At 70.1% G+C, this 25478-nt stretch carries 4 protein-coding genes; all 4 read right to left on the reverse strand.

Features of this window, described 5'->3' with window-relative positions; translation table 11 throughout:
• Positions 1–222, reverse strand: a 222-nt coding sequence (locus tag SX243_14535) for a hypothetical protein (GenBank protein ID MDY7094184.1), incomplete at its 3' end; no start/stop codon positions are given.
• Positions 223–229: 7 nt separating this feature from the next.
• A complete protein-coding gene (locus SX243_14540) occupies positions 230–1864 on the reverse strand; it encodes a cyclic peptide export ABC transporter (GenBank protein MDY7094185.1) in 1635 nt (544 codons plus the stop codon).
• Complete coding sequence (locus SX243_14545) at positions 1861–25140, reverse strand: non-ribosomal peptide synthase/polyketide synthase (protein MDY7094186.1); 23280 nt, start codon at positions 25138–25140, stop codon at positions 1861–1863. Before SX243_14545 ends, SX243_14540 begins: the two co-directional genes overlap by 4 nt.
• A gap of 36 nt (positions 25141–25176) precedes the next feature.
• A partial coding sequence (locus tag SX243_14550; GenBank protein ID MDY7094187.1) for a hypothetical protein occupies positions 25177–25478 on the reverse strand: 302 nt, incomplete at its 5' end.

Here is a 25478-nt window from a genome sequence, read left to right on the forward strand (position 1 = left end):
CGCCCACCAGCTGGCCACCGTCACCACCCCCAGCGCCACCGGCAACCAGCGGCCGACGCGCCCCAGGCGCCAGGCATCACGCCATTCGGCGAGGCCCAAGAAGGCGAAGAGCAGCACCGCCCCATAGGCGAGGAGAGCACCAAGGCTGGTGGCGCCGTGCTCGAAGGTGCCGCAGTAGAACGCGAAAAGCCCCGCTACCGCGGCGGGCAGCAAGGCTTTCATGGAGCCCTCAGGCCGCCGGCCGGTCGTAGGCCAGCTGGCCGTAGTCCAGGCGGATCAAGCGGTCGCCACCCTCGTAGTATTTGTCGTCGTGGCTGATCACCAGCACCAGTTTGCCGCGGGCCCGCAGCTCCGGCAAGAGCACGCGGTAGAAGAAGTCCTTGAACTCCGGATCCTGATCCGCCGCCCACTCGTCGAAGAGGAAGATGGGGGCGTCCTCGAGGTAGGCAGCCACCAGGGCCAGGCGCTTGCGCTGGCCCTGGGAGAGCTCGACGGTGGAGAACCGGCCGTCCTCGATGCGCACCTTGTGCTGCAGGCGCAGCTTTTCCAGATGCTCCCGGGCCTGGCCATCTAGGTCCGTAGCGTCGTCGGAGCCCAGCAGGCTGTCGAAGAGGAAGAAGTCGGAGAAGACGACGGAGAAATTCTGCCGGTAGCGGGCGCGGTTCGCGTCGGTGATCTCTTCGCCGTCGAAGAAGATGGTGCCCTCCTCCGGCGGATAGAGGCCCATGATGAGCTTCGCCAGAGAGGTCTTGCCGCTGCCGTTGCCGCCCACCAGGAAGACCAGCTCACCGGGTTGGAAGGTCAGGGACAAGGGTCCGACCTGGAACTCCGAATCGTCGCTGTCGTGGTGGTAGGTGTGGCTGACGTCTTTCAGCTCCAGGCTGGTCCAGCCCGGCTTCTGCGCCCGGCCGTCCACCGCCAGCTCCTCCGGATCCTTGGCCAGGGAGATCCCCAGGCGGTCGATCTTCTTCAGCGCCACGTCGGCGCGGGTGAGCATGGGGAAATCGTCGAGGATCATCTGCACCGGGGTGAGGATGTAGAGCAGCACCATCACCGAGCCGGCGATGACGTCCAGGTCGACGGTCTCCGAGCGCTGGGGCAGGTAGAACATCAGCAGCCCCACCAGGATGAAGAAGAGCAAATTGCCCCAGTTGGCGGCGGCGATGAAGATGCGCATGGACCCGACCCGCAGGCCGCGGAAGGTATCGGCGTCGTGGCTGAGATCCTTGAGGAAGGCGGAGCGCCGCTGGGCGCGCATTTTGAGCTCCTTGACCCCCTGGGTGACGCCGCGGAAGTGGCCGTAGAGCTCGTCCTGCACCTCACGGGCGGCGTCCTGGCGCCGCACGCCGGCCTGCATGGGCATGACGTAGGTCACCGCCGCCAGGAGCAGGAAGACCAGCACCACCACCAAGAGCACCGGCGAGAGATAACCCAGATAGGCGATACCGCCCACCACCACCGCCACGTTGATGAAGAACATGGGGATGGTCATGAGGGCGTCGCTCACCGAGTGGATGTCGTCGGTGAGGGCGACCCACAGGCGGTGGGTGCCGAGCTTCTCCAGGCCCCGGAGCGGCGCTCCGAGGATCCGCCGGCTGAGCTCCAGCTGCAGGTCGTAGGCCATGCGCACCGAGAGGTCCACCAGGGTGAAGGAGGAGAAGAAGCGGGCGATGGCCACCAGCGGCAGCAGGCCCCAGAAGACCCACACCAGATAGCCCCGGTCCAGCTCATCGAAGCTGAAGAGATACTCGTTGATGCTGATCAGCAGAGCGGTGCTGAGACCGCCGCTGATCAGACCGAAGACGATGGCCAGGGTCATCAGCTTCTTATTGGAATGACGTCGAACGACGGCGAAAAGACTCATGGGACGTTCTCCTCGTCGACTTTCAAGGTGCGCAGATGCTCTTCGAGGCGGCGCGCCAGGTCGTCGACGTTTTCGGGTGCCAGGACGGTGAAGTGATCACCAGCAATGCGCTGGATCTCCACCCCACCCCGGGCCAGCTTCTTCCAGCCGAGGGCGGTGCGGGTGATGCGATCGATGACCTTGAGTTTGAACCAGCGGCCCCAGAAGTCCATCTGGGCCTGCAGCTTCTGCGGCCAGGCGGTGTCCGGATCCAGCATGTGGACCGGCATGGGATCCCGGGCCAACAGCAGCAGGATCTTACCGCCGTAGGGCTCGGCCTTGTATTTGGGTAGGGCGCGGGCGTTGACCTTGAAGGTGTCGTAGTAACGCCGCACCTGCTCGAGGGTGACCTCTTCCGGCAGGGCGCCGGCGCGGCGGGCGTTGTCGACGGCGTATTGCAGCCGCTCGCCGGTCTCCATGGTCATCAGTTCGTCGTTGGAGATGTCCAGCTGCAGCGGGATGCCGAAGTTGAGGGCGAAGGCCTCGAAGGTGGCGAAGTCGTCCGCCAGACCGATGCGGTCCAGCACGTCCGGCACCTTGGCGTCCACCAGCACCAGCGAGGCCACTTCCTGCCCCGCCGCCTCCAGCTGCCGCGCCGCCTCGTAGGCGATGACGCCGCCCATGGACCAGCCGCCAAGGTGGTACGGCCCCTCCGGCTGGGTCTCCCGCACTTCCTTGAGGTAGTGGCGGGCCATACTCTCGACGCTCCCCAAGGGTGCGCCCTCGCCTTCCAGACCCTGAGCCTGGAGGCCGTAGAACGGCCGCCCGGTCTCCAGCCGCTGGGCCAGCTCGCGGTACAGGAAGACGGTGCCGCCGGCGGCGTGCATCCAGAACAGGGGCTTCTGATCGCCCTCCGCCTTGAGGGGCATCAACGACGAGAACTTGCCCGCCTCGGACTCCCCCCGCAGCACTTTCGCCAGGCCTTCCACCGTCGGCTCCCGGAAGAGGGTCGCCACCGGCAGCTTCTGGCCGAAGCGGTTCTCGATGCGGGACAGCAGCCGCACCCCCAGCAGGGAATGACCGCCGAGGTCGAAGAAGTTGTCGTGGACGCCCACCTGGGGCTTGTCCAAGACCTCCTTCCAGATCTCCACCAAGCCCTCTTCGATCTCGTCCCGAGCGGCCAGGAACTCGCTCTCGCCGGCGGCCTCGGAGCCCAGAGCCCGCAGTCGGCGGCGATCCACCTTGCCGGTGGCGGTGAGGGGCACCTCGTCGATGAAGACGAAGGAGCCGGGCACCATGTGGGACGGCAGGGTCTCCGCCAGCTCCGCCCGCAGTGAAGCTGCGGTGGGCTCTTCGCCGTCGGCGATGAGGTAGGCCACCAGCCGGTCCGTCACCGCTCCCTCGTCCGCCGGCAGCACCACCGCCTCGGTGATGTTGGGCAGCCGCCGCAGCGCCGCCTCTACCTCGCCGGGCTCGACGCGGAAACCGCGGACCTTGATCTGCTGATCCAGACGGCCCTGGAACTCGATGACGCCGTCGGCGAGAACCCGCGCCCGGTCGCCGGTGCGGTAGAGGCGAGCCCCTTCGCTGGCCGATAGGGGATGAGGCACGAAGCGCTCGGCGGTGAGAGCGGGCTTGCCTAGGTAGCCCCGGGCCAAGCCGGCCCCCGCCAGGCACAGCTCGCCGGCCACCCCCAGGGGCAGCGGCCGCTGATCCGGATCGAGAACGTAGGCCTCCAGATTGTCGATGGGGCGGCCGATGGGCACCGACGCCAGTCCGCGCTCGCCGTCCGCCTCGGTGACCCGATGCTGGACGGCGGTCACCGTCGCCTCCGTCAGGCCGTAGGCGTTGCGCAACTCGACCTTCTCGCCGGCCAGCTCCCGCCATTCCGGCAGGGCCGCCGCCGGCACCATCTCGCTGCCGGTGACTACCAATCGCAAGCTGTCCGGCAGAGCCGCCTTGCGGCGCTGCAGGTCGCCCATCCACTCGCGCCAGAAGCTCACCGGCAAGTTGGCCACGGTGAGCCCCCGCTCCTCCGCCATCGCCGTCAGCTCCGCCGGCGTCGGCACCTGCGGCGGCGCCAGCACCACCGCAGCACCGGCGCTCCAGCTGGGGAAGATCTCCTCCACCGCCACGTCGAAGCTGATGGCAGCGAATTGCAGCACCCGGTCGCGCTCGGTGAGGCCGTACTCCCGACCCACCGCCCGGGCGTGGTTGACCACCGCCCGATGGGGCACCACCACGCCCTTGGGGCGCCCGGTGGAGCCGGAGGTGTAGAGCACGTAGGCTGCCGCGTCGCCGCCGGTGACGGCGCAGGGAGCTTCAGGGATCAATCCCTCCGCCGGCGGCGTACCCAGGTCCGGGGTGAGGGCCGTGGGCGGACGGAGCTCGGCCCCTTCCGCCAAGTCTTCGTCCACAGACTCGAAGAGATCATCCCGCAAGCCTTCGCGGGTGATCACCACCTCGATGCCGGCGTCCGCCACGACGTAGCGCAGCCGGTCCAGCGGGTAAGCGGGATCCAGGGGCAGGTAGACGGCGCCGGCGCGCAACACGCCGAGCATCGCCGCAAGCAGCTCCGGCGAGCGCTCCAGGCACAGCCCCACCGGGGCCTCGGGGCCGACGCCGTGCTCCTCCAGCAGGCCGGCGACGGCGTTGGCCACCGTCTGCAAGCGCTGGAAGCTCCAGGCGGTGCCGGTGTAGGGCACCACCGCCGGAGCGTCCGGCGTGCGCCTCACCCACTCCTCGACAATGGCCGGGATCGAGCGCGGCGCCGCCACCTCACCGGCGGCGGTGCTCAGACCGGTGGTCACCTGGGCCCGCTCTTCGGCGCTCAGCAGCTCGTGCTCCGCCAGAGCCCGCTGCGGGTCCTCGACCACCGACTCCGCCAGGCGCAGGAAATGGCCGAGCATGCGCTGCACCGTCTCCGGGTCGAAGAGCTCGGTGCTGTACTCCAGGGTGGCGTTGAGGGCTTCGCCTTGATCCTGCACCGAGAGGGTGAGGTCGAATTTGGCCATGCGCCAGCCCCCATTCTCAGCATCACCGTCTTCCGCCTCGTCGGCGAAGGGGCCGATCTTCAGATCCGGCAGGTCGACGCCGCCCTCGCCGGCGGCCTGGGTGTCGAGGGTGAACATCACCTGGAAGAACGGCGTCACCGACAGGCTGCGCTGCGGCGCCAGCTCCTCCACCAGCTTCTCGAACGGCAGGCTCTGGTGCGAGTAGGCCCCCAGGGTGGTGTCCTTGACCTGCTCCAGCAGCGACTCGAAGCTCGCCCGGCGGTGCACCTGGTTGCGCAGCACCAGGGTGTTGACGAAGAGGCCGATGAGGTGCTCCACCTCCAGATGAGTGCGGCCGGCGATGGGGGTGCCGACGGCGATGTCCGGCTGGCCGGAGTAGCGGGCCAGCAGGCTCTGGAAGATCGCCAGCACGGTCATGAAGAGGGTGGCGCCGTGCTCGCGGCTGAGCTGCCGCAGGCTCTCCGCCAGCTCCCGGGGCAGCAGCAAATCCTCGATATTGCCGTCGGGGGTGCGCAGCGGCGGCCGCGGCCGGTCCAGGGGCAGCTCCATGGCCGGAATCAAGCCCTCCAGCTCCTGGCGCCAATAGTCCACCTCGGCGTCCAGCACCTCGCCCTGGAGCCAGCCCCGCTGCCACACCGCGAAGTCGGCGTATTGCACCGGCAGCTCCGGCAGCGGCGCCGGCTCGTCCAGGCCTTCCGCCTGGTAGGCAACCCCCACCTCCTGCACCAGCAGATTCACCGACCAGCCGTCGCACACCGTGTGATGGAGGTTGGCCAGCACCACGTGCTCGTCGGCATTGAGGCGCAGCACCGACAGCCGCAGCAGCGGACCGGCCTCCAGATCGAAAGGCTCCATGGCGTCGATGCCCGCCAGCCGCAGCGCCTCCGGGCGCCGGGCCTCGGGAGCGAGGCCGCCCAGATCCACCAGCGGTAGGACGATGGGGGTCGGTTCCTCGATGCGCTGCATCGGCGTCTCGTCGATGCTGACGAAGCGAGTGCGCAACACCTCGTGGCGACGGGTCAGGCTCTCGATGCTGCGGCCCAGCCGCGCCACGTCCAGGAGCCCGTCCACCTTCATCGGCACCGGCATGTTGTAGAGGGCGCTGCCGGGATCCATGCGATCAATGAACCACAGCCGCTGCTGAGCGAAGGAGAGGGGCGGGTCGCCGTCCCGGGGCACCGGTACCAACGGAGGCGCCGCCTGACCGTCCTCCGCCCGCCGGGCTTCCTCCGCCGCCCGCGCCACGCCCGCCACCGTCGGTGCCTCGAAAAGGGCCCGCAGGGGGACCTCCACTCCCAGGGCGTCCCGCAGCCGGCTGACCATCTGGGTCGCCAACAGCGAATGGCCGCCGAGGTCGAAGAAGCTGTCGTGGGCGCCGACGGTCTCGGCTCCCAGCAGCTCGCCCCAGATCTCCGCCACCAGCTGCTCCGTGGGAGTGCGCGGTGCGACCTTCTGGCCTCCGCCCTCCGCCAGATCGGCCCAGCGGGGCTCCGGCAGCGCCCGGCGGTCGATCTTGCCGTTGGGGGTCTTGGGCAGCTCCTCGAGGGCCACCAGCAGCGCCGGCACCATGTGCACCGGCAGCTGCTCCCGCAGCGCCTCGCGCAGTGTTTCCGGAGTGGGAGTCTCTGCGGTAGAAGCCTCGCCCTCGATGCCGGTCTCCAGCGAGTAATAGGCCACCAGCCGAGTATCCCCCGACGGCCCCGGACGGGTCACCGTCACCGCCTCATGGACCCCGGCCTGGGCCTCCAGGCGGGCGCCGATCTCCCCCAACTCGATGCGGAAGCCCCGCAGCTTGACCTGGTGGTCGATGCGGCCGAGGAACTCCAGCTCGCCGTCGGTGCGCCAGCGCACCAGGTCGCCGGTGGCGTAGAGGCGCTCGCCCTCGTCAAGAGCGAAAGCATCCGGCAGATAGCGTTCGGCGGTGAGGGCCGGACGGCCCAGGTAGCCGCGGGTGAGGCCGGCGCCGCCCAGCAGCAGCTCGCCGGGAACCCCCACCGGTACCAGCTGGCGCCGGCGGTCCACCACGTAGGCGCGGGTGCCCGCCACCGGCGTGCCGATGGTCACCGTGCCCTCGCCAGAGGCGACGTGGGTGAAGGTCGAATAGGTGGTGTCCTCGGAGGGGCCGTAGAGGTTGTAGACCCGGCCCTCGGGACGCAGCTGATAAATGCTCTGCACCAGCTCCCGGGGCAGCGCCTCGCCGGCGAGGTTGATCACCCGCACCGACTCCGGCAGAGCCTTGCGGGCCACCAGCTCGCGCATCGCCGAGGGCACGGTGTTGATCAGGGTCACGCCGTCGGCGAGCTCCGGCTCCTCCGCCAGGCTCAGGGCGTTGGCCACCAAGCGCACGCTGCCGCCGGCGGCGAGGGGCACGAAGAGCTCGAAGACCGAGAGGTCGAAGCACACCGAGGTCGCCGCCAAAGACAGCCGGAAGTCCTCTTCCTCGAAGGCTCCCAAGGCCCAGCGCACCATGGCGGCAGCGCTGCGGTGGGGAATGGCGACGCCCTTGGGGCGGCCGGTGGAGCCGGAGGTGTAGATGACGTAGGCCAGCTGGTTCGGATCGACGGCGACGTCCTCGAAAGCGGCGTCCTCGAAGGCAGTGTCCTCGAAGGCAGTGTCCTCGAAGGCAGTGTCCGCCTCTCCGAGCTCTTCCAGGAGCACGGCCTGACGCTCCGCCCCCTCACCGTTCTTGCCCAGAACCTGTTCTGCCAAGGTCTCCTCGGTGACCACCAGGCGGCAGCCTGAGTCGTCCATCATCAGCTGCCGGCGCTCCGCCGGGTAGGCGGGGTCCACCGGCACGTAGGCGGCGCCGGTGCGCAGCACGCCGAGGATCGCCGGAACCAGCCACGGGCCGCGCTCCAGGCACACCGCCACCCGCTGACCGGGAGCGGCGCCGAGCTCCGCCAACCGGGCCGCCACGGCGCCGGAACGCTGCATCAAGGTCTGGTAGGAATGCTCCTCCTTCCCGTAGCGCACCGCCAACGCCTCCGGCGCGCGCCGGGCGCTGGCCGCCACCAGGCCGTGGAGGGTGTCCTCGGTGGTCTCCAGAGCACCGCCCCAGCCCCACTCCTCGGTGAGCTGGGAAGCCTCCTCGGCGGTCATCAGCGGCAGCTCGAGGACCGGCCGTCCGGGCTCCGCCACGGCGGCCTCCAAGAGGGTCCGCAGATGGCGCACGGCACGCTCGGCGGTGCTCGCATCGAAGATGTCGGTGTTGTACTCCAGCCCGCCGGCGAGGCCGTCCTCGCCCTCGGTGAAGGCCAGGGTGAGATCGAATTTGGCCATCGAGCCGTCGGCATCCAGGGGGCTCAAGGTCAGTCCCTCGAGATCGAGATCCTGGCGCGGGTTGTTCTCCACCGAGAAGAGCACCTGGAAGAGGGGCGAATGCTGCAGGTCGCGCTGCGGCGCCAGCTCCTCCACCAGCTTCTCGAAGGGCACTTCCTGGTGAGCGTGGGCCTCCAGCGAGATGTCCCGCACCCGTTCCACCAGATCGTCGAAGCTCTCGTCACCGGGGATCACCGTGCGCATCACCAGGGTGTTGACGAAGAAGCCGATGAGGTGCTCCACCTCCATCTCCGTACGCCCCGCCACCGGCGTGCCGATGCTGACGTCGTTCTGGCCGCTGTAGCGGGCCAGCAGCGATTGGAAAGCCGCCAGCAGGACCATGAAGAGGGTGGCGTTGCTTCCCCGGCCCAGGGCCTTGAGCTGCTCGGACAGCTCCGCCGGCAGCAGAATCTCCTCCGTCGCGGCGAGCATCGCCCCCTCTCGCGGCCGTGGCCGGTCGGTGGGCAGATCGAGGACCGGCGGCGCCCCGGCCAGGCGCTGGCGCCAATAGTCGATCTCCGCCTCCAGCACCTCGCCCTGGAGCCAGCTGCGCTGCCACACGGCGTAGTCCGGGTATTGCACCAGTAGCTCCGGCAGCTCCGGGGTGACGCCGTCGGTCTCGGCGCGGTAGAAGACCGAGACCTCCTGCATCAGCACCCCCAGGGACCAGCCGTCGCTGACCACGTGGTGGGTGGAGAAGAGGGCCAGATGGTCGTCCGCCGTGAGCCGCACCAGCTGCCCCCGCAGCAGCGGGCCGTGGGCCAGATCGAAGGGCCGGGAGGCTTCGGTCCATGCCAGCTCGCGGCCGGTGGCCTCGCGGTGGGCCTCGTCCAGGCCGCTCAAATCCACCAGGGGAACGGCCATTGGCCGCGGCGCCTCGACCTGCTGGAGGGGTTTGCCGTCCACCACCGGGAAGGTGGTGCGCAGGGACTCGTGACGGGCGACGATGCGCGCCAGGGAGCGGTGCAGGGCACCCACGTCCAGGGGTCCGCCCACCCGCAGCGGCAGCGGCATGTTGTAGATCACCTCGTCCGGCTCCAGCTGGTGGATGAACCACAGCCGCTGCTGGGCGAAGGAGAGGGGCAGATCGCCGTCCCGGGACACCGGCTCCAGCGGCGGCCGGGCGATGCCCATTCCCTCGCGCTGGGCACGCTCCGCCTGGCGGGCCAGGCCCTCCACCGTCGGCGCCTCGAAGAGCGCCCGCAGGGGCACATCCACCCCCAGGGCGGAGCGCAGGCGGGACATCACCTGGGTGGCCAGCAGCGAGTGGCCGCCGAGCTCGAAGAAGCTGTCGTGGACCCCCACTCGCTCGACCTCCAACAGCTCGCTCCAGATCCCCGCCAGCACCTCCTCGGTCTGGGTGCGGGGAGCGACGAAGCCGGCGCCGTCCTGGGATCCCATCTCCGGCTCCGGCAGCGCCTTGCGGTCCACCTTGCCGTTGGCGTCCAGGGGCAGCTCTTCGAGGATGACGAAGGCGGCGGGGATCATGTACTCCGGCAGCTCCTCCGCCAGCGCCTGGCGGAGCTCGCCAGCAGTGAGCTCGGTAGCTTCGCCATCGCCACCGGGAGCCGGCACCACGTAGGCCACCAGGCGCTTGTCGCCAGCACCGCCAGCACCGGAGCCGGTAGCCCGGGCCACCACCACCGCCCGCTGGACCTTGGGGTGGGTCACCAGCACCGCCTCGATCTCGCCGAGCTCGATGCGGAAGCCGCGGATCTTGACCTGGTGGTCGCGGCGGCCGAAGAACTCCAGCCAGCCGCCGTCGACCCAGCGCACCCGGTCGCCGGTGCGGTACAACCGGCCGCCCGCTTCGCCGCCGAAGGGATCGGGTACGAAGCGCTCGGCGGTGAGGGCCGGCCGTCCCAGATAGCCCCGGGCCAGGCCGTCGCCGCCGGTCCACAGCTCCCCCATGGCCCCCACCGGCACCGGCCGGCCGTGGCCGTCCACCACGAAGGCGGTGGTGTTGGAGATAGGCCGGCCCACGGGCACGGAATAGCCCACGTCGTCCACCGTGGTCATGGGCCAGCAGGTGGTGAAGGTGGTGTTCTCCGTCGGGCCGTAGCCGTTGATCACCGTCGGCCCGTCCGCCAGCTCCAGCACCCGCCGCACCCGGCGGGGAGAGAGGGTGTCGCCGCCGGCGAGGAGCTGGCGCACCGGCGCCAGGCCTTCGACGTGCTCGTCCACCATCAGATGGAAGAGGCCGGCGGTGAGCCACAGGGTGGTGACGCCCTGCTCCGCCAGCGTCGCGGTGATGGCTTCCGGCGTCGGCTGCCCCGGCGCCATCAGCACCAGCCGGCCGCCGTTGAGCAGCGGCCCCCAGATCTCCAGCGTCGCCGCATCGAAGGACACCGGCGCCAGCTGCAGGAAGACCTGCTCGGCGCCGAGATCGGCGAAGTTCGCCTCCCGCACCAGCCGCACCACGGCGCGGTGGGGGGTCGCCACGCCCTTGGGCCGGCCGGTGGAGCCGGAGGTGTAGGCCACGTAGGCGAGATCCAGCGGTCCGCAGGGGACGTCCTCGAAAGTGGCCTCAGAGGAGGCTTTGGAGGAGCCGTCCTTATCGTCCACCAGGATCGCGTCCAGAGCCTGCAGCGGCTCCGGCAGCTGGGCGCGCACCGACTCCTCGGTGATCAACACCTGGAGCGCCGTGTCCTCGACCATGAAGCGCAGCCGCTCCGCCGGATAGTCGGCGGCCAGGGGCACGGAATAGCCGCCGGCGCGGAGCACCGCCAGCACCGCGGCGATGAGCTGCGGCGAGCGCTCCAGACACACCCCCACCGCATCACCGCGGCGGATGCCGGCGGCGGCGAGGCGAGTCGCGAGGGCGGCGGAGCGGCGCTCCAGCTCCTCGTAGGTCACGGTCTCCCACCCGCCGGGAGAAGGCGCGGCGAGAGCCGGGGCCTGGGGCGTCGCCGCCGCCTGGCGCCGGAAGAGCTCGGGGATGGTGGCGTCCCGGGGATAGTCCCGGGGAGCGGTGGCGAACTCCTCCAGCACCTGCCGGCGCTCGGCGCCCGAGAGCAGGGAGATCTCCCCCAGGGACCTTTCCGGCTGCTCCACCACCCGGCGCAGCAGGATCTCGAAATGCTCCAGCAGCCGGTCCATGGAGGCCGGCCGGAAGATGGCGGCGCGGTACTCCAGATCCAGCACCACCGCCTCGTCTCCATCCTCCGCCTGTTCCTGGGCCTGGAGAGTGAGGTCGAATTTCGCCAGACCGCCCTGAGCCGCCAGCGCCGGCCGCAGCTCCAGCCCCGGCAGCTCCACCGTCTCCTCCGGCGCGTTCTGCAACACGAACATCACCTGGAAGAGGGGCGAGCGGTCCAAATCCCGCTCCGGTGCCAGCTCCTCCACCAGCTTTTCGAACGGCACGTCCTGGTGGGCGTGGGCGTCCAGGGCGGTGCTGCGCAGGCGGCCCAGGAGCTGCTCGAAGGAGGGATCCTCCTCCAGCTCCGCCCGCATCACCAAGGTGTTGACGAAGAAGCCGATGAGCCCCTCCGTTTCCAGATGATGGCGCCCCGCCACCGGCGTACCGACGCCAAAGGAGCTCTGACCGGCGAGCTTGCCCAGCAGGGCCTGGAAGCCCGCCATCAGCACCATGAAGAGAGTCGAGCCGTGATCCCGAGCCAGCTCCTCGAGGCGCGCGCTGAGCCCGGCATCGAGGCGCCGGTGGGCGAAGCCCGCCGACGGGTCCTCCACGGCACCGCGGGGGAAGTCGGTGGCCAGCTCCAGCGGCGGCAGCTGGTCGAGCTTGCCGCGCCAATAGTCGAGCTCGCTCTCCAGGCGCTCCCCCTGGAGCCAGCTGCGCTGCCAGACGGCATAGTCGGCGTATTGCACCGGGAGCCCCGGCAGCTCCGCCGCCGCGGCGCCCCCGGGGGCGGAATAGAGCGCCACCAGCTCGCGGATCAGCACGCCGCTGGACCAGCCGTCGCTGATGATGTGGTGCTGACCGAGCATCAACAGCCAGCTCTCCTCCGCCAGCTGCACCAGGACGGTGCGAAAGAGGGGGCCCCGCTTCAGATCGTAGGGCAAGGCCGCCTCGCGGCGCGCGAGGTCCAGCCCCGACTCCTCCGCCGCCTCCCCGAGGCCCGTGAGATCCACCTGAGGCAGACGACCGGTGCCGGCGGGGAGTACCACCTGTACTGGCTTGCCGTCTTCCTCCGCGAACACCGTGCGCAGGCTCTCGTGGCGGGCGATGAGGCGATCCAGCGCCGCCACCAGGCGATGGACGTCCAGGCGCCCGTCGAGGCGCACCGGCAGGGGCATGTTGTAGAGCGGACTGTCCGGGTCCAGCTGCTCGATGAACCACAGCCGTTGCTGGGCGAAGGAGAGAGGCAGCGCCCCGTCCCGCTCCACCGGCACCAGCGGCGGCAGGGGCTCGCCGGTGGCCTCCCGGCGGGCGGCGTCCACCGCCCGGCCGAGATCCGCCAGGGTGGGATGCTCAAAGACCTGGCGCAGGGGTAGATCCACCTCCAGCAGGCGGCGGATGCGGGAGGCCACCTGGGTGGCCAGCAGCGAGTGGCCGCCGAGGGTGAAGAAGTCGTCGCCGCGGCCCACCCGCTCGGCCCCCAGCAGCTGGGACCAGATCTCCGCCAGGGTTTCCTCGGTGGGAGTGCGCGGCGGCTCGTAGGCGGAGCTGGCCTGGATAGCGCTCTCCGGCGCCGGCAGCGCCCGCCGGTCCACCTTGCCGGTGGGGCTCAGGGGCAAGGCGTCGAGGGCCACGAAGTAGGCTGGCACCATGTAGGCCGGCAGGCGCTCCAAAAGGAACTCCCGCAGCTCCGCCGGAGCGGCGCTCTTCGTTCCCTCCGGCGCCGCATGGTAGGCCACCAGCTCCGGCCCGGCCCCGGTGCCGCCGTCGTGGGTCACCACCACCACCTGGGCGACGGCGGGATGCTCCGCCAGGCGGCTCTCCACCTCGCCGGGCTCGATGCGGTGACCGCGCACCTTCACCTGGGCGTCGGCGCGGCCCAGGAACTCCAGGGTGCCGTCGGGGAGCCAGCGGGCGAGGTCACCGGTCTTGTAGAACCGCGTGCCGCCGATCTCCACGAAGCGATCCGCGGTGAGCTCCGGCTGGCCGAGATAGCCCCGGGCGACACCGGGACCGCCGATGAGCAGCTCCCCCGCCACCCCGACGCCGGCGAGGCCGCCGTGGAAGTCCAAGACCCGCAGGACGACGTTGTCCAAGGGCCGGCCCAGCAGGCTCCGGGAGCCCTCGTAGGGCCGCGGCAAATCCACCGCGGCGCAGATGATGGTGGCCTCGGTGGGACCGTAGAGGATGGTCACCTGGGCCTCCGGGAAGTGCTGCTGGACGTCCCGCACCAGCTCCGCCGGCACCCGGTCGCCGCCGAGGAAGACCTGCCGCAGGGAGCCGGCGTCCGCCGCCTCGGCGCTCTCGTTGCTCTCGTTCTCGGCTTCGAGATAACCCACCACCCCGCGCATCAGGCTGGGCACCGAATGGACCCGGCTCACCTGGCTCAGGGCCCCGGCGAAGCGCTCCAGGTCCACTACCTCGTCCCGCCCCAGCAGGTGCACCGTGGCCCCCGCCAGCAGCGGCGCGAAGCATTCGAAGAGGGAGATGTCGAAGGCGAAGGAGGCGGCGTAGATCATGGTGTCGCCGGGGGCGAAACCAAAGCGCCGGCGGGCCACCGCCAGGGTGTGGGCCAGCTGACCGTGCTCCACCTCCACCGCCTTGGGGCGGCCGGTGGTGCCGGAGGTGTAGATGCGGTAGGCGAGGTCGTTGCTTCCGGCGGTGGGCAGCTCCGCCGAGTCTTCCGCTCCACCGTTCTCCGAAGCCGCCAAGTCGAGACGCTCCACCTCCTCGGGCAACACCTCGGCCAACTCCTCGGGCAGCTCGCCGCGGCTCACCAAGACCTTGGGCCGGCTGTCCTCGAGGATGAAGCGCAGGCGCTCCTGGGGATAGGCGGGATCCAGCGGTACGAACGCGCCACCGGCGAGCCACACCGCCAGGGTCGCCACCACCGACTGCGGCGAGCGCTCCAGATAGAGCGCCACCGGCACCTCCGAGGCCACTCCCAGGGCACACAGGCGATGCGCCAGGGCGGTGGCCTGCTGGGCGAGGTCGCCGAAGGTCAAAGTCTCCCCTGCCGACACCAGAGCCTGGGCCTCGGGGCTTTCTTCCGCCCGCCGAAGCAGCTCCGCCGGCACCGTCGTCTCCGCCGCCGGTCCCGGGGCGGTGGCCCACTCCTCCAGCACCTGGGAGCGCTCCGCCGCGGTGATCATGGTCAGCTCTTGGAGCTGCCGGTCGCCGCCCTCGGTGATGGAGGCCAGCAGCTGCACCAGGTGATCCAGCACCCGTTCCAAAGTCTGGGCCTCGTACCGACCGGGATCGTAAACCGCCGACATCTCCATCTGCTTGCCGGGGGTGGCGTCGAGGCTGACGGCGTAGTTGGTCTGCTCGGTGTTGACCGGGTTCTTGAGCTGGAGCTCCGCTTCCTGTTCCTCGAGAACCTCGTCCATGGGGTAGTTCTCGAACACCACGATGGTCTCGAAGAGCGGGTGGCCACCCTGCTGGCCGCCCTGCTGACCACCAGCAAGCCCGGCCCAGCGCTGGACATCCGCCAGCGGCGAATACTCGTAGCGCCGCATCTCCACCTGGCGCTCCTGGAGATCCTTCAGCCACGGCACCAGCTGCGCCTCGCCGTCCACCCGCAGGCGCACCGGCAGGGTGTTGATGAACAGCCCCACCATGGCCTCCACCCCCGGCAGCTCCGCCGGGCGACCGGAGACCACGGAGCCGAAGACCACGTCCCGAGCGTGGCCGTAGCGGGCCAACAGCAGCGCCCAGGCGCCCTGGATCACCGTGTTGGCGGTGAGCTGGCTGCGGCGGGCGAAGGCCTGCACCGCCTCGCTGGGCTCCTCCGGCAGATAGCGCTGAACCTTGGCGGAGCCCACCGCCGTCTCGTCCCGCACTTCCCGCTCGAGGAAGCGCAGCGGCGCCGGGTCCTCCAGATCCGCCAGCTGGCGGCGCCAGAACTCTTCCGCGGCGGCCAGATCCTGGCGTTCCAGCCAGGCGACGTAGTCGCGGTAGCGCGGCGGCGCCGGCAGCTCCGGCACCGCCCCCTGGCCCAGGCCCTGGTAGAAGGCCATGACCTCCTGGAAGATCGCCGACAGGCTCCAGCCGTCGGTGGTGATGTGGTGCACCGACCACAGGAATTGGTGCACCGCCGGCGCCTTGCGCATCAGGGTCAGACGCATCTGCGGCGCCACCGAAAGGTCGAAACCGCGGCGGCGGTCCGCCTCCAGGTAGCGCTCCAGCTCCTCGGCCTGCTCGGCTTCGTCCAGGGAGGTCCAGTCGAGCACCGCCATGGGCACCGTCGCCTTCGCCACCACCGCCTGCAGCGGGCGCTCCAGGTCGTGCCAAAGGAAGCAGCTGCGCAGCGCCGGGTGGCGGTCCACCACCCCCTGCCAGGCGCGCAGGAAGCGCTCCTCGTCCAGCCCCTGGCTCAAGTCGGAACCGTGAAGCTCGCCGCCCATCTGCACCACGTAGTGCCCGCCGCCGGGCTCCAGCACGGTGTGGAAGAGCATGCCGCTCTGGGTCGGGGACAGAGGATAGAGATCCTCGACCCCCATTCCATTGGGGAAGCGGCCGGAGGGGAAGAGCCGATCGAGCTCGCTCTGGCCGAGGGCTGCGAGGGGGAAGTCCGAGGGCGTGTAGCCGCCGGCCTCCGGCGAGGCGACGTGCTCCAGGAGCTGCTCCAGCCGCCGGCGGAAATGCTCCGCCAGCGCCTCGGCGCTCTCCTTGCGGTGCAGGTTCTGACTGTAGACCCAGCCGGCGGTGAGCTTGCCCTGGTAGATCTGGGCTTCGAGGTTGAGCAGGGTGTCCCGGGTGTGCTCCGGATGCACCTCCGAGCCGACGCTCTCCGACGCCGGCACCAGCATGCCCTCCTCGTCCATGGCCTGGTCCAGCTGCCCCAGGTAGTTGAAGCCCAAGGACGCCGGCGGGCCTTCGGGGAGCACCGCCGCGCCGTTCTCATCCCGCCGCAGGTAGCGCAGCAGGCCATAACCGAGGCCGTTGTCGGGGACCCCCCGCAGCTGTTCCTTCACCGCCTTGAGGGCGTCGCCGGGATTGGCACCCCGGCCCGGGGCCAGGCGCACCGGATAGAGGGTGGTGAACCAGCCGACGGTGCGGGAGAGATCCACGTCGTCGAAGATCTCCTCGCGGCCGTGGCCCTCCAGAGCCACCGCCACCGCATCACCGCCCGTGCCGCTGGCAGCGGTCCAATCCAAGACCGCCTGGGCTGCGGCAGTGAGCAGGGTCTCCTGGATCTGCGCCCGGTAGACCTTGGGCACCTCGTGCTGGAGGATGCGGGTCCGCTCCTCGTCCAGGGTCACCACCGCCATCTCCAGGGAGCCGACGGTATTGGCGCCGCCGGGGAAGTCCACCGGCAGCTCCGTCACCTCGCTGGAACGGCTCCAATAGGGGATCTGGGCCGCCAGCTGGTCGGAGGCAGCGTGGGCGGTCAACCGCTCGCCCCAGGCCTTGAAGGAGGTGGTCTTGGGCAGCAGCTCGAGGTCGCGGCCGGTCTTGAGCTGGGTCAGCAGGGTCTGGAGATCCTCCAGCAGCACCCGCCAGGAGACGGCGTCGATCACCAGGTGGTGGGGCACCAGGAAGAGGCGCCGGCCGCGCTTGGTACCGGTGTCGGATTGGGATCCCAAGTCGAAGAGGACAGTGCGGAAAATCGGTCCGTGGAACGGATCGAGGCCCTCCTGCACCGCTACCGCCGCCTTCTCCAGCTCCGCCGCCAGCTCGTCGTCGGAGACCGCCGAGAGATCCTGGCGCTCGAGCTCCGGCGCCGCCTCTGCATCCGCGTGATGCAGGCGCCAGCCGCCGCCCTCCTCCACCAACCGCAGGCGCAGGGCGTCGTGGTGCTGGTAGAGCCGGTGCAGCGCCTTTTTCAGATGCTCCGCGGGCATCTCCTCCCGCAGCTCCAGGAGCATGGGCATGTTGAAGTACGAGGCATTTTCCGCATGCTCCTGAACGAAGAGGTGCTGGATGGGCAGCAGCGGGGCGTCGCCGGTGACCAGGCCCTGCTCCGCCTCCACCACCGAGCCCTCCTGGGCCACCACCGCCAGCTGGGCCACCGTCGGATGCTCGAAGATCTGCGCCGGGTTGACCCGCAGGCCGGCGCGCTTGGCGCGGCCGACGATCTGGATGGAGAGGATGGAATCGCCGCCGAGCTCGAAGAAGTTGTCGTGGACGCCCACCTGCTCCACCTTCAGCACCTGGGCGAAGATCTCCGCCAGCGCCTCTTCCTTCTCGGTGCGCGGCGCCACGTACTCCGCCGACGGACCCGCCTGCTCGCCGGCCTGGCTCACCAGCGCCCGGCGGTCCACCTTGCCGGTGGGGGTCAGCGGCAGCGCCTCCCGCTCGACGAAGGCCGAGGGCACCATGTACGGCGCCAGCCGTTCCTGGCAGTAGGAGCGCAGCTCGTCGGCCCCGGGCATGGACTCGCCGCCGGCGGGCACCGCGTAGGCCACCAGCCGGGCGCCGGAGGCGGCGCCGTCGTCCACCGCCGCCACCGCCGCTTCCTCCAGCGCCGGATGGGAGCGCAGCACCGTCTCCACCTCTCCCAGCTCGACCCGGAAGCCGCGGACCTTGACCTGGCCGTCGGCGCGGCCGAGGAATTCCAGCTGGGCGGTGTTTCCTTCTGAAGTGTTCTCCTGCGAAGAATCGATCTCCGAGGGAATCCACCGAGCCAAGTCGCCACTGGCGTAGAAGCGCTCGCCGGAGCCCTCCTCCAGCTCGACGAAGCGCTCCGCCGTCAGCTCCTGGCGGCCCAGGTAGCCTCGGGTGACCCCGTCGCCGCCGATGAAGAGCTCGCCGGGAGCCCCCGCCGGCACCGGCCGGCCGTCGGGGCCCAGGAGGCGCAGCTCCACCCCCGGCAGCGGGCGGCCCAGCAGGCTGCGCCAATGCTCGGCGCCGCGCTCCGGGCTGGCGTGGCTGCAGATGATGGTGGCCTCGGTGGGACCGTAGAGCACCTCGATGCTCGCCTGGGGGAAGACTTCTTCCAGCTCGGTGACCAGATCCCCGGGCACCCGGTCGCCGCCGACGAAGACCGTGCGCACCTTCTCGTAGGTAGCCTGCTGCTGCTCCTTGGCGTGCACCACCACCTGCCGCAGCAGGGTGGGAACGCCGTGGATGCGGGTGGCCGTGGCCACGTGCTCGGCCAGGGCGTCCTGGTCGAGGGTCGCCTCCCGGCCCACCACCTCCACCGCCGCGCCGCCGGCCAGGGGCATCAGGCATTCGAAGAGGAAGATGTCGAAGGAGTAGGACGCCAGGCAGAGCATCAAATCCCCGGGCTCCCAGCCGAAGCGCTGCTGCGCCGCCGAGGTGGTGTGGGCCAGGTTGCTGTGCTCCACCATCACCGCCTTGGGCTTGCCGGTGGTGCCGGAGGTGTAGATCAGATAGGCCAGGTCGTCGGCGCTCACCGCCACCGGCTCCGCCGAGTCCTCCACCGGCAGATCCTCAAGACGCAGAACGTCGATGCCGGAGAGCAAATCTTCCGGCAGGCCGTCCAGGGCCTTGCCGTGGCCGAGGACGACGGAGAGCTCCGAGTCCTCCACCATGTAGGCCAGGCGCTCCGCCGGGTAGTCCGGATCCAGCGGCACGAAGGCGCAGCCGGCCTCCAGCACGCCGAGCATCGCCGACGGTAGATCCGCCGTGCGGTGCAGGCACAGGCCCACCAGGGTGCCCTTCTCCACTCCCCGAGCCAGCAGGGCGGTGCGCACCGCTGCGGTGCCCTTGGCCAGCTCGGCGAAGCTCCACGCCTCGGCGCCGCCGCGCACCGCCGGCGCGTCGGGAGCAGCCTCCGCCTGGCGGGCTACGCGCTGAGGTACGGAGGTGAACGCCCCAGCTGTCGAATCGGCCGGCCGCTCCTCGCCGCGGCCCCAGGCGCTGAGCTGCTCCCGTTCCGCCGCGGAGAGCATAGGTACTTCCGCCACCGGCCGTTGGGGATCCGCCGGGAGCTCGTCCAGCAGCCGCTCGAGATGGCCGAAGAGACGCTCGATGGTGCTGCGGTCGAAGCGGGAGGTGTCGTAGGACAGGCTAAGGGCCAGATGCTGCTGAGGGTTGGCCACCATCGCCAGGGGCAGATGGGAATGCTCCAGGGACTCGTCCACGTCGACGATGGCGATCTCTCCCAGGTCACCGCCCTGGCCCTGGACGGCGTCGTGGGCAAGGTAGTTCTGGAAGACCACCATGGTCTGGAACAGGCTCTGCTCCGAGGGCAGACCGGCCCAGCGCTGGACGTCCGCCAGCGCCGAGTGCTCGTATTGGCGCAGCTCACCCTGGACTTCCTGCAGGGCCTGGAGCCACTCCTCCACCGTCTCCTCCGACCGTTCCCAGGTGGCGCGCACCGGCAGGGTGTTGATGAACAGCCCGACCATATTCTCGACGCCTTCGAGCTCCGGCGGACGCCCCGCCACCACCGCGCCGAAGACCACGTCCCGGCGGCGGCTGTAGCGACCCAGGAGCTGCGCCCAGGCACCCTGCACCACCGTGTTGACGGTGACCTTGAGGCTCCGCGCCCGCTCTTGGAGGCGATTCCAGGTGCCCTCGTCGACGATGAAGGTGTGCTCGTCGTGGCCCCGGGGCCGGGAGCCCGGTCCACGGGCGGGGCGGTCGTAGGGCAGCGGCGTCTCCTCTTCCATCCCCGCCAGCACCCGGCGCCAATACTCCTCCTCCCGGGACCGGTCCTGCTCCTGCAGCCAGGCGATGTAGTCGCTGTAGGGGCGCAGCTGGGGCAGCTGGGGATGGACGCCGCGGGACAGGCTGTAGAGCGCCTGGGCGAACTCCGGGAAGATGAGGTGGACGCTCCAGCCGTCGAAGAGGATCTGGTGCAGGCTCCAGACGATGCGGAAGCGCTGGTGGGCGATCTTGGCTACCAGGAAACGCATCAGCGGCGGCGGGGCGTCGAGGGCGAAGCTGCGGCGGCGGTCCTGCTCCAGGTAGGCGTCGAGGAGGCGCTGCTGCTCGTCGGCGTTCTCGGCGCTCCAATCTTCTTCCTGAATTTCCACCTCGCCGGAGGCGGAGACCACCTGTACCGGCTCGTCCAGGCCTTCCCAGCGGAAGGAAGTGCGCAGCGCCGGATGGCGGTCCACCACCACCTGCCAAGCGCGGCGGAAGAGGTCGAGATCCAGCGGTCCTTCCACCACGTGGCCGTTTTGGGCCATGTAGAAGCCACCGGCGGGGTCCAGCAGGGTGTGGAAGAGCATGCCCTGCTGCAGCGGCGAGAGGCTGTAGATGTCCTCCACCGGACCGGTGCCTGCGGTGATCTCGTCGATCTCCGGCTGGCTGAGGGCCGCCAGGGGAAAGTCCGCCGGGGTGTAGCCGCCGGCCTCCGGGGACAGACAATGCTCCACCAGCGCCGCCAGCCGCTCCACCAACGAATCCGCCAGCCGGCGCACCGTGGCCTCGTCGTGGACGGCGGTGGAGTAGGTCCAGGCGACGTCCAGCTCGCCGTCGTGGATGGCGGCGTTGATCTCCAGCAGGTGGGGCCGCCGCTCCTCCGGCGGCGCCGGTAGCTCGCCGTCCCCCGCCACCAGCTCGAAGGGCAGGGCACCGGCCATGCCGCGGTCCACCTGACCGACATAGTTGAAGAGCAGCGGCGCCGCCGGCTGGGCGGCTAGAGCCGATCGGGTCTCCTCGGAGCCGTAGGTCGCTAGCAGGCCCCAGCCGAGACCACCGCGGCCGGGAAGGCTCCGCAGCTGCTCCTTGGCGGTCTGCAGCGCCTCCTGGGGCGCTGCAGAGGCGGGAACGTCCAGCAGCACCGGGTAGAGGCTGGCGAACCAGCCGACGGTGCGGGAGAGGTCGACGTCGTCGAAGATCTCCTCGCGGCCGTGGCCTTCCAGATCCACCAGCACCGGACCTCCCTCGCTCTCGGCCGCGCTGTCCCCGAGCCATCCCGCCACCGTCTGGGCGACGGCGGTGAGGAGCACTTCCTGCACCCCCATGCGGTAAGCCTTGGGAGCCGGACCCAGGAGCTGCGCGGTGAGGTCGGCGGAGAGACGGGCGGAGAGGGTCTCCTCACCGCTGGCCAGGTTTTCGGCCTCCGGATGATCCACCGGCAGCGCCGGGGCTTGGGAGCGCTGCGGAGCCAGCCAATAGCTCTCCTCGGCGGCGACGCCGCCCTCCTCCACGTGCTGCTTCAGGCGCTCCGCCCAATAGCTGATGGAGGTGGTTTTGGGGGCCAGTTCGACGGTCTTCTCCGCACCCTTTGCCCCCGCCAGCTGGCGGTAGCCGTCCACCAGGTCCCCCACCAGGGTCTGCAAGGAGACCGTGTCCACCACCAGGTGATGGGCTGCCAGCAGCAGCCGCTGCCGGCGGTCCGAGCCGAGGTCGAAGAGGGCGGTGCGGAAGACTCGGCCGGCCTCGACGTCGAGGCTGGCCTTGAGGGCCACCGAGCGCTCCGCCACCGCTGCGTCCTGGGCCTCACGGTCAAGTTCGGAGAGGTCGTGGACCTCTAGCAGATCGCTCCAAGCTTCCTCGGTGCCGTCTTCCTCGGTACCGTCTTCCCTGGTATGGGCCTCCGGCACCGGCAGCATCTCCTGCGTCCAGCCGTCGGAGCCCTGTTCGAAGCGGGTGCGGAGCGCATCGTGGTGGGCGAGCAGCGCCGCCACCACCGGCTCCAGCAGCTCCACCTCCCAACGCTCCTGGAGCGCCAGCAGCACCGGCAGCTGGAAGTGGTTCGGGTCCGCCGGTTCCTGACCGAAGTACCACTGCTGGATCGGCAGCAGGGGCATCTCGCCGGTGACCTCCCCCTGCTCCGCCACCACCTTGGAGCCCTGCCCCGAGACCTTCGCCAGCTCGGCGATGGTGGGGTTCTCGAAGACCTGCCGGGGGTTGATCTCAACGCCGGCCTTGCGCGCCCGGGTGGTCAGCTGAATGGACAGGATGGAATCGCCGCCGAGCTCGAAGAAATCGTCGTGAATGCCGACGCTCTCCACCCCCAGCACCTCGCTCCAGACCTCCGCCAGCGCCTTCTCGATGTCGTTGCGCGGCGGCTCGTAGCCCTGCTCGCCGGCCCGGCTCAGGGTGCCCGGCGCCGGCAGGGCGTCGCGGTCCACCTTGCCGTTGGGGGTCAGGGGCAGCGAGCCCAGCTCCACCAGCGAAGCGGGCACCATGTACTCCGGCAGCCGCTCCTTGAGGTAAGCGCGAAGATCCGCCGCGCCGAGGTCTGCATTCTCTTCGTAGACCACATAGCCCACCAGGCGAGTCCCGCCGGCCCCTCCGGACGTGGCCGGGGTATGGGCCACCACCGCCGCCTCGCGGACGCCGGGGTGATCCCCCAGGGCCTGCTCGATCTCCCCCAGCTCCACCCGGAAGCCGCGCACCTTGACCTGGTGATCCATGCGGCCGAGGAATTCCAGGTCGCCGTTCTCCCGCCAGCGCGCCAGGTCGCCGGTGCGGTACCAGCGCGCTCCCTCTTCAGAGCTCAGCGGATCCGGGCCGAAGCGCTCGGCAGTGAGGGCCGGGCGACCGAGGTAGCCGCGGCCAACGCCCAGGCCGCCGATGTAGAGCTGGCCGGTGACCCCGACGGGCACCGGCTCCAGGCGGTCGTCGAGGACCCACACCCGGCTGTTGACCACCGGCTTGCCGATGGGCAGGTCGAGATCGACCGGTGGCTCCCCCGGGACCTCTCCTTCCAGCCGGAAGAGGGTGGAGGTGACGGTGGTCTCGGTGAGGCCGAAGACGATGTAGAGGGGGATATCCCACTGCCGCCAGGAGGCCAGGCGCTCCTGCTGAGGTTTCTCGCAGCCCACCAGGATCCAGCGCAGCGACTCCGGCGGCTTGCGGCCGGCCTGCACCATGGCGTGGACCCACTCCTGCCAATAGGCCGCCGGCAGCTCCAAGCCGGTGACGCCGTGGTCGGTGATCTCCCGCTCCAGCTCCGCCGTCGAAAGCAGCAGATCCTGGCTCGGCACCACCACCGCCGCCCCCGCCGCCAGCGCCGGATAGACCTCCTCCACCACCACGTCGAAGGAGAGAGAGGCGAATTGCAGCACCCGATCGCTGGCATCGAGACCGAATTGCCGCACCATCTCCACCGTGTACTGCACCACCATGCGGTGGGAGATCATCACGCCTTTGGGCTTGCCGGTGGAGCCGGAGGTGTAGATAACATAGGCCAGCTGGTCCGGGGAGATGTCGGGCAAAGCCACCTCGGGCTCCAACGTCGCCGGCTCCTCCTCCATCAGCTCGTCCAGCAGGATCTTCTCCGTCGCTTCGGGAAGCTGGCCGACGGCGTCTTTCTCCGTCACCACCAGCGGCGCGGAGGAATCCTCCACCATGTAGGCCAGGCGGTCCGCCGGGTAGGCGGGATCCAGGGGCACGTAGGCGCAGCCCGCCTGCAGGATGCCCATGAGGCCCACCACCAAGCGCTCGGAACGCTGGACGCACAGCCCCACCAAGGTGCCGGGAGTGGCGCCGGCGGCGACGATCTTGCGCGCTAGCGCCGCCGAGGCCGCCGCCAGCTCGCCATGAGACAGCGTGACCTCGCCGCAGAGCACCGCCGGGGCTAGGGGGTTCTCCTCGCCGGCCCCGAAGACCAGGCTGTGGACGGTGTCCTGATCCGGATAGGAGCCGAGCTCGCCGCTCCACTCCTCCAGCAGCTGCGTGCGCTCCGCGGCGGTGACCAGCGAGAGCTCGCCGACGGTGGCGTTGGGCTTGGCGGCGATCTCCGCCAGCAGGGTCTGGAGATGGCCCAACATGCGGTGGATGGTGGCGTCGTCGAAGCGGCTGCGCTGGTATTCGACGATGAGGGGCAGCCGCGGCCCGGGCATCGAGCCCAGCAGCAGCGGGAAGCTCGCCTCCTCCCCGATATTGAAATCGGATACCGCCAGCTCCGCCGAGCCCTCCGCCAGGGATTCGTCGAGGGGATAGCTCTGGAAGGAGACGGAGCTTTCGAACAGGGGCTGGCCGCCGCCGACGCCGCTCCATTGCTGAATCTTGGCCAGCGGTGTGAACTCGTATTGCCGCGCCTGCAGGCGGTGGCTCTGCAGCTCCCGCAGCCATTCCAGCACCGGCTGACGGTCGTCGATGCGGGTGCGCACCGGCAGGGTGTTGAGGAAGAGGCCGATCATCTCCTCCACCCCCGGCAGATCCGCCGGCCGGCCGGAGCCGATGGCGCCGAAGACGATGCTCTTCTCGCCGCTGTAGCGGGCCAGCATCAGCGCCCAGGCGCCCTCCACCAGGGTGTTGAGGGTCAGCTGGTGGCGCGGGGTGAAGGCGTTGAGCTCCGCGGTGAGCTCCTCCGGCAGCTCCACCGTCTCCTCGTGGCCGTCGCCGCGGTGGTCGGGGTCGGCGCTCTGGTGGCGGTCGACGCCGAGAGAGGTGGGAGCGGTGACGTCCCCCAGCTGCTCGCGCCAGAAGGCCTCCGCAGCGGCCATGTCCTGGCGCTGCAGCCAGCCGATGTAATCCCGGAAGGGCCGGCGCTTGCCCACCCGCGGCGGGCGCTCAGCGGCAGCGGCCTGGTAATGCTCCAGGACCTCCTCGAGCACCATGGGATAGGACCAGCCGTCGAGGATCAGGTGGCTCAGGGACCACAGGAAGAAGACCTCGTCGGCAGCCCGGCGCACCGCGGTGATGCGGATCAGCGGCGCCCGGCCGAGCTCGATGCCCTGCTCCCGGTCGGCGCGCAGCAGCTCCTCGAGCTTGCGCTCCTGCTGGTCCCGGGGCAGGTCGGACCAATCCTCCGAGGAGAACGGCACCCGCACCCGCCGGCCCACCAGCTGCAGGGGCTTCTTGGTGGTCTTCCAGACGAAGGCGGAGCGCAGCACCGGCGTGCGGTCCGACACCTGCTGCCAGGCCTTGCGGAAGAGATCCAGGTCGATCTCGCCGTGCAGGGTGCAGGTGATTTGGACGAAATAGGCACCCGGCTCGTCCACCTCGTGGAAGAGCATGCCCTGCTGCAAGGGCGACAGGGCGTAGGTATCCTCGATATTTTTCTTGCTCAAGGCTATCGGTCTCCCAACCGCTCCGGAGAGCGGCGGTTACTCATCGAAATCTTCGAAGTCGAACTCCGCGAAAGCTGATTCCAGATCGTCTTCCTCGACCTGCGCCAGCGGGAAGTCGGCGGCGGAGAAGCCGCCGGCCTCCGGCGATTCACAATGGCGGATCAGGGCTCGCAAGGCGTCCAGGAAGTCGTCGGCGAGGCCGTCCAGGGTCTCCTTTGCGACCTCCGCCGTGGTGCGCCAGAGCAGGTGCAGGCGATCTCCCCGCCGACTTCCCGCTGGCGCAGGTCGAGGAAGACGATCTGGAATCAGCTTTCGCGGAGTTCGACTTCGAAGATTTC

It is taken from the genome of Acidobacteriota bacterium, from assembly GCA_034211275.1.
In the GTDB taxonomy this organism is placed as follows: Bacteria; Acidobacteriota; Thermoanaerobaculia; order Multivoradales; family JAHZIX01; genus JAGQSE01.

Coding starts and splice junctions, on each gene's coding strand:
- SX243_14540 (MDY7094185.1), bottom strand. CDS start 1,864: ATGAGTCTTTTCGCCGTCGTTCGACGTCATTCCAATAAGAAGCTGATG.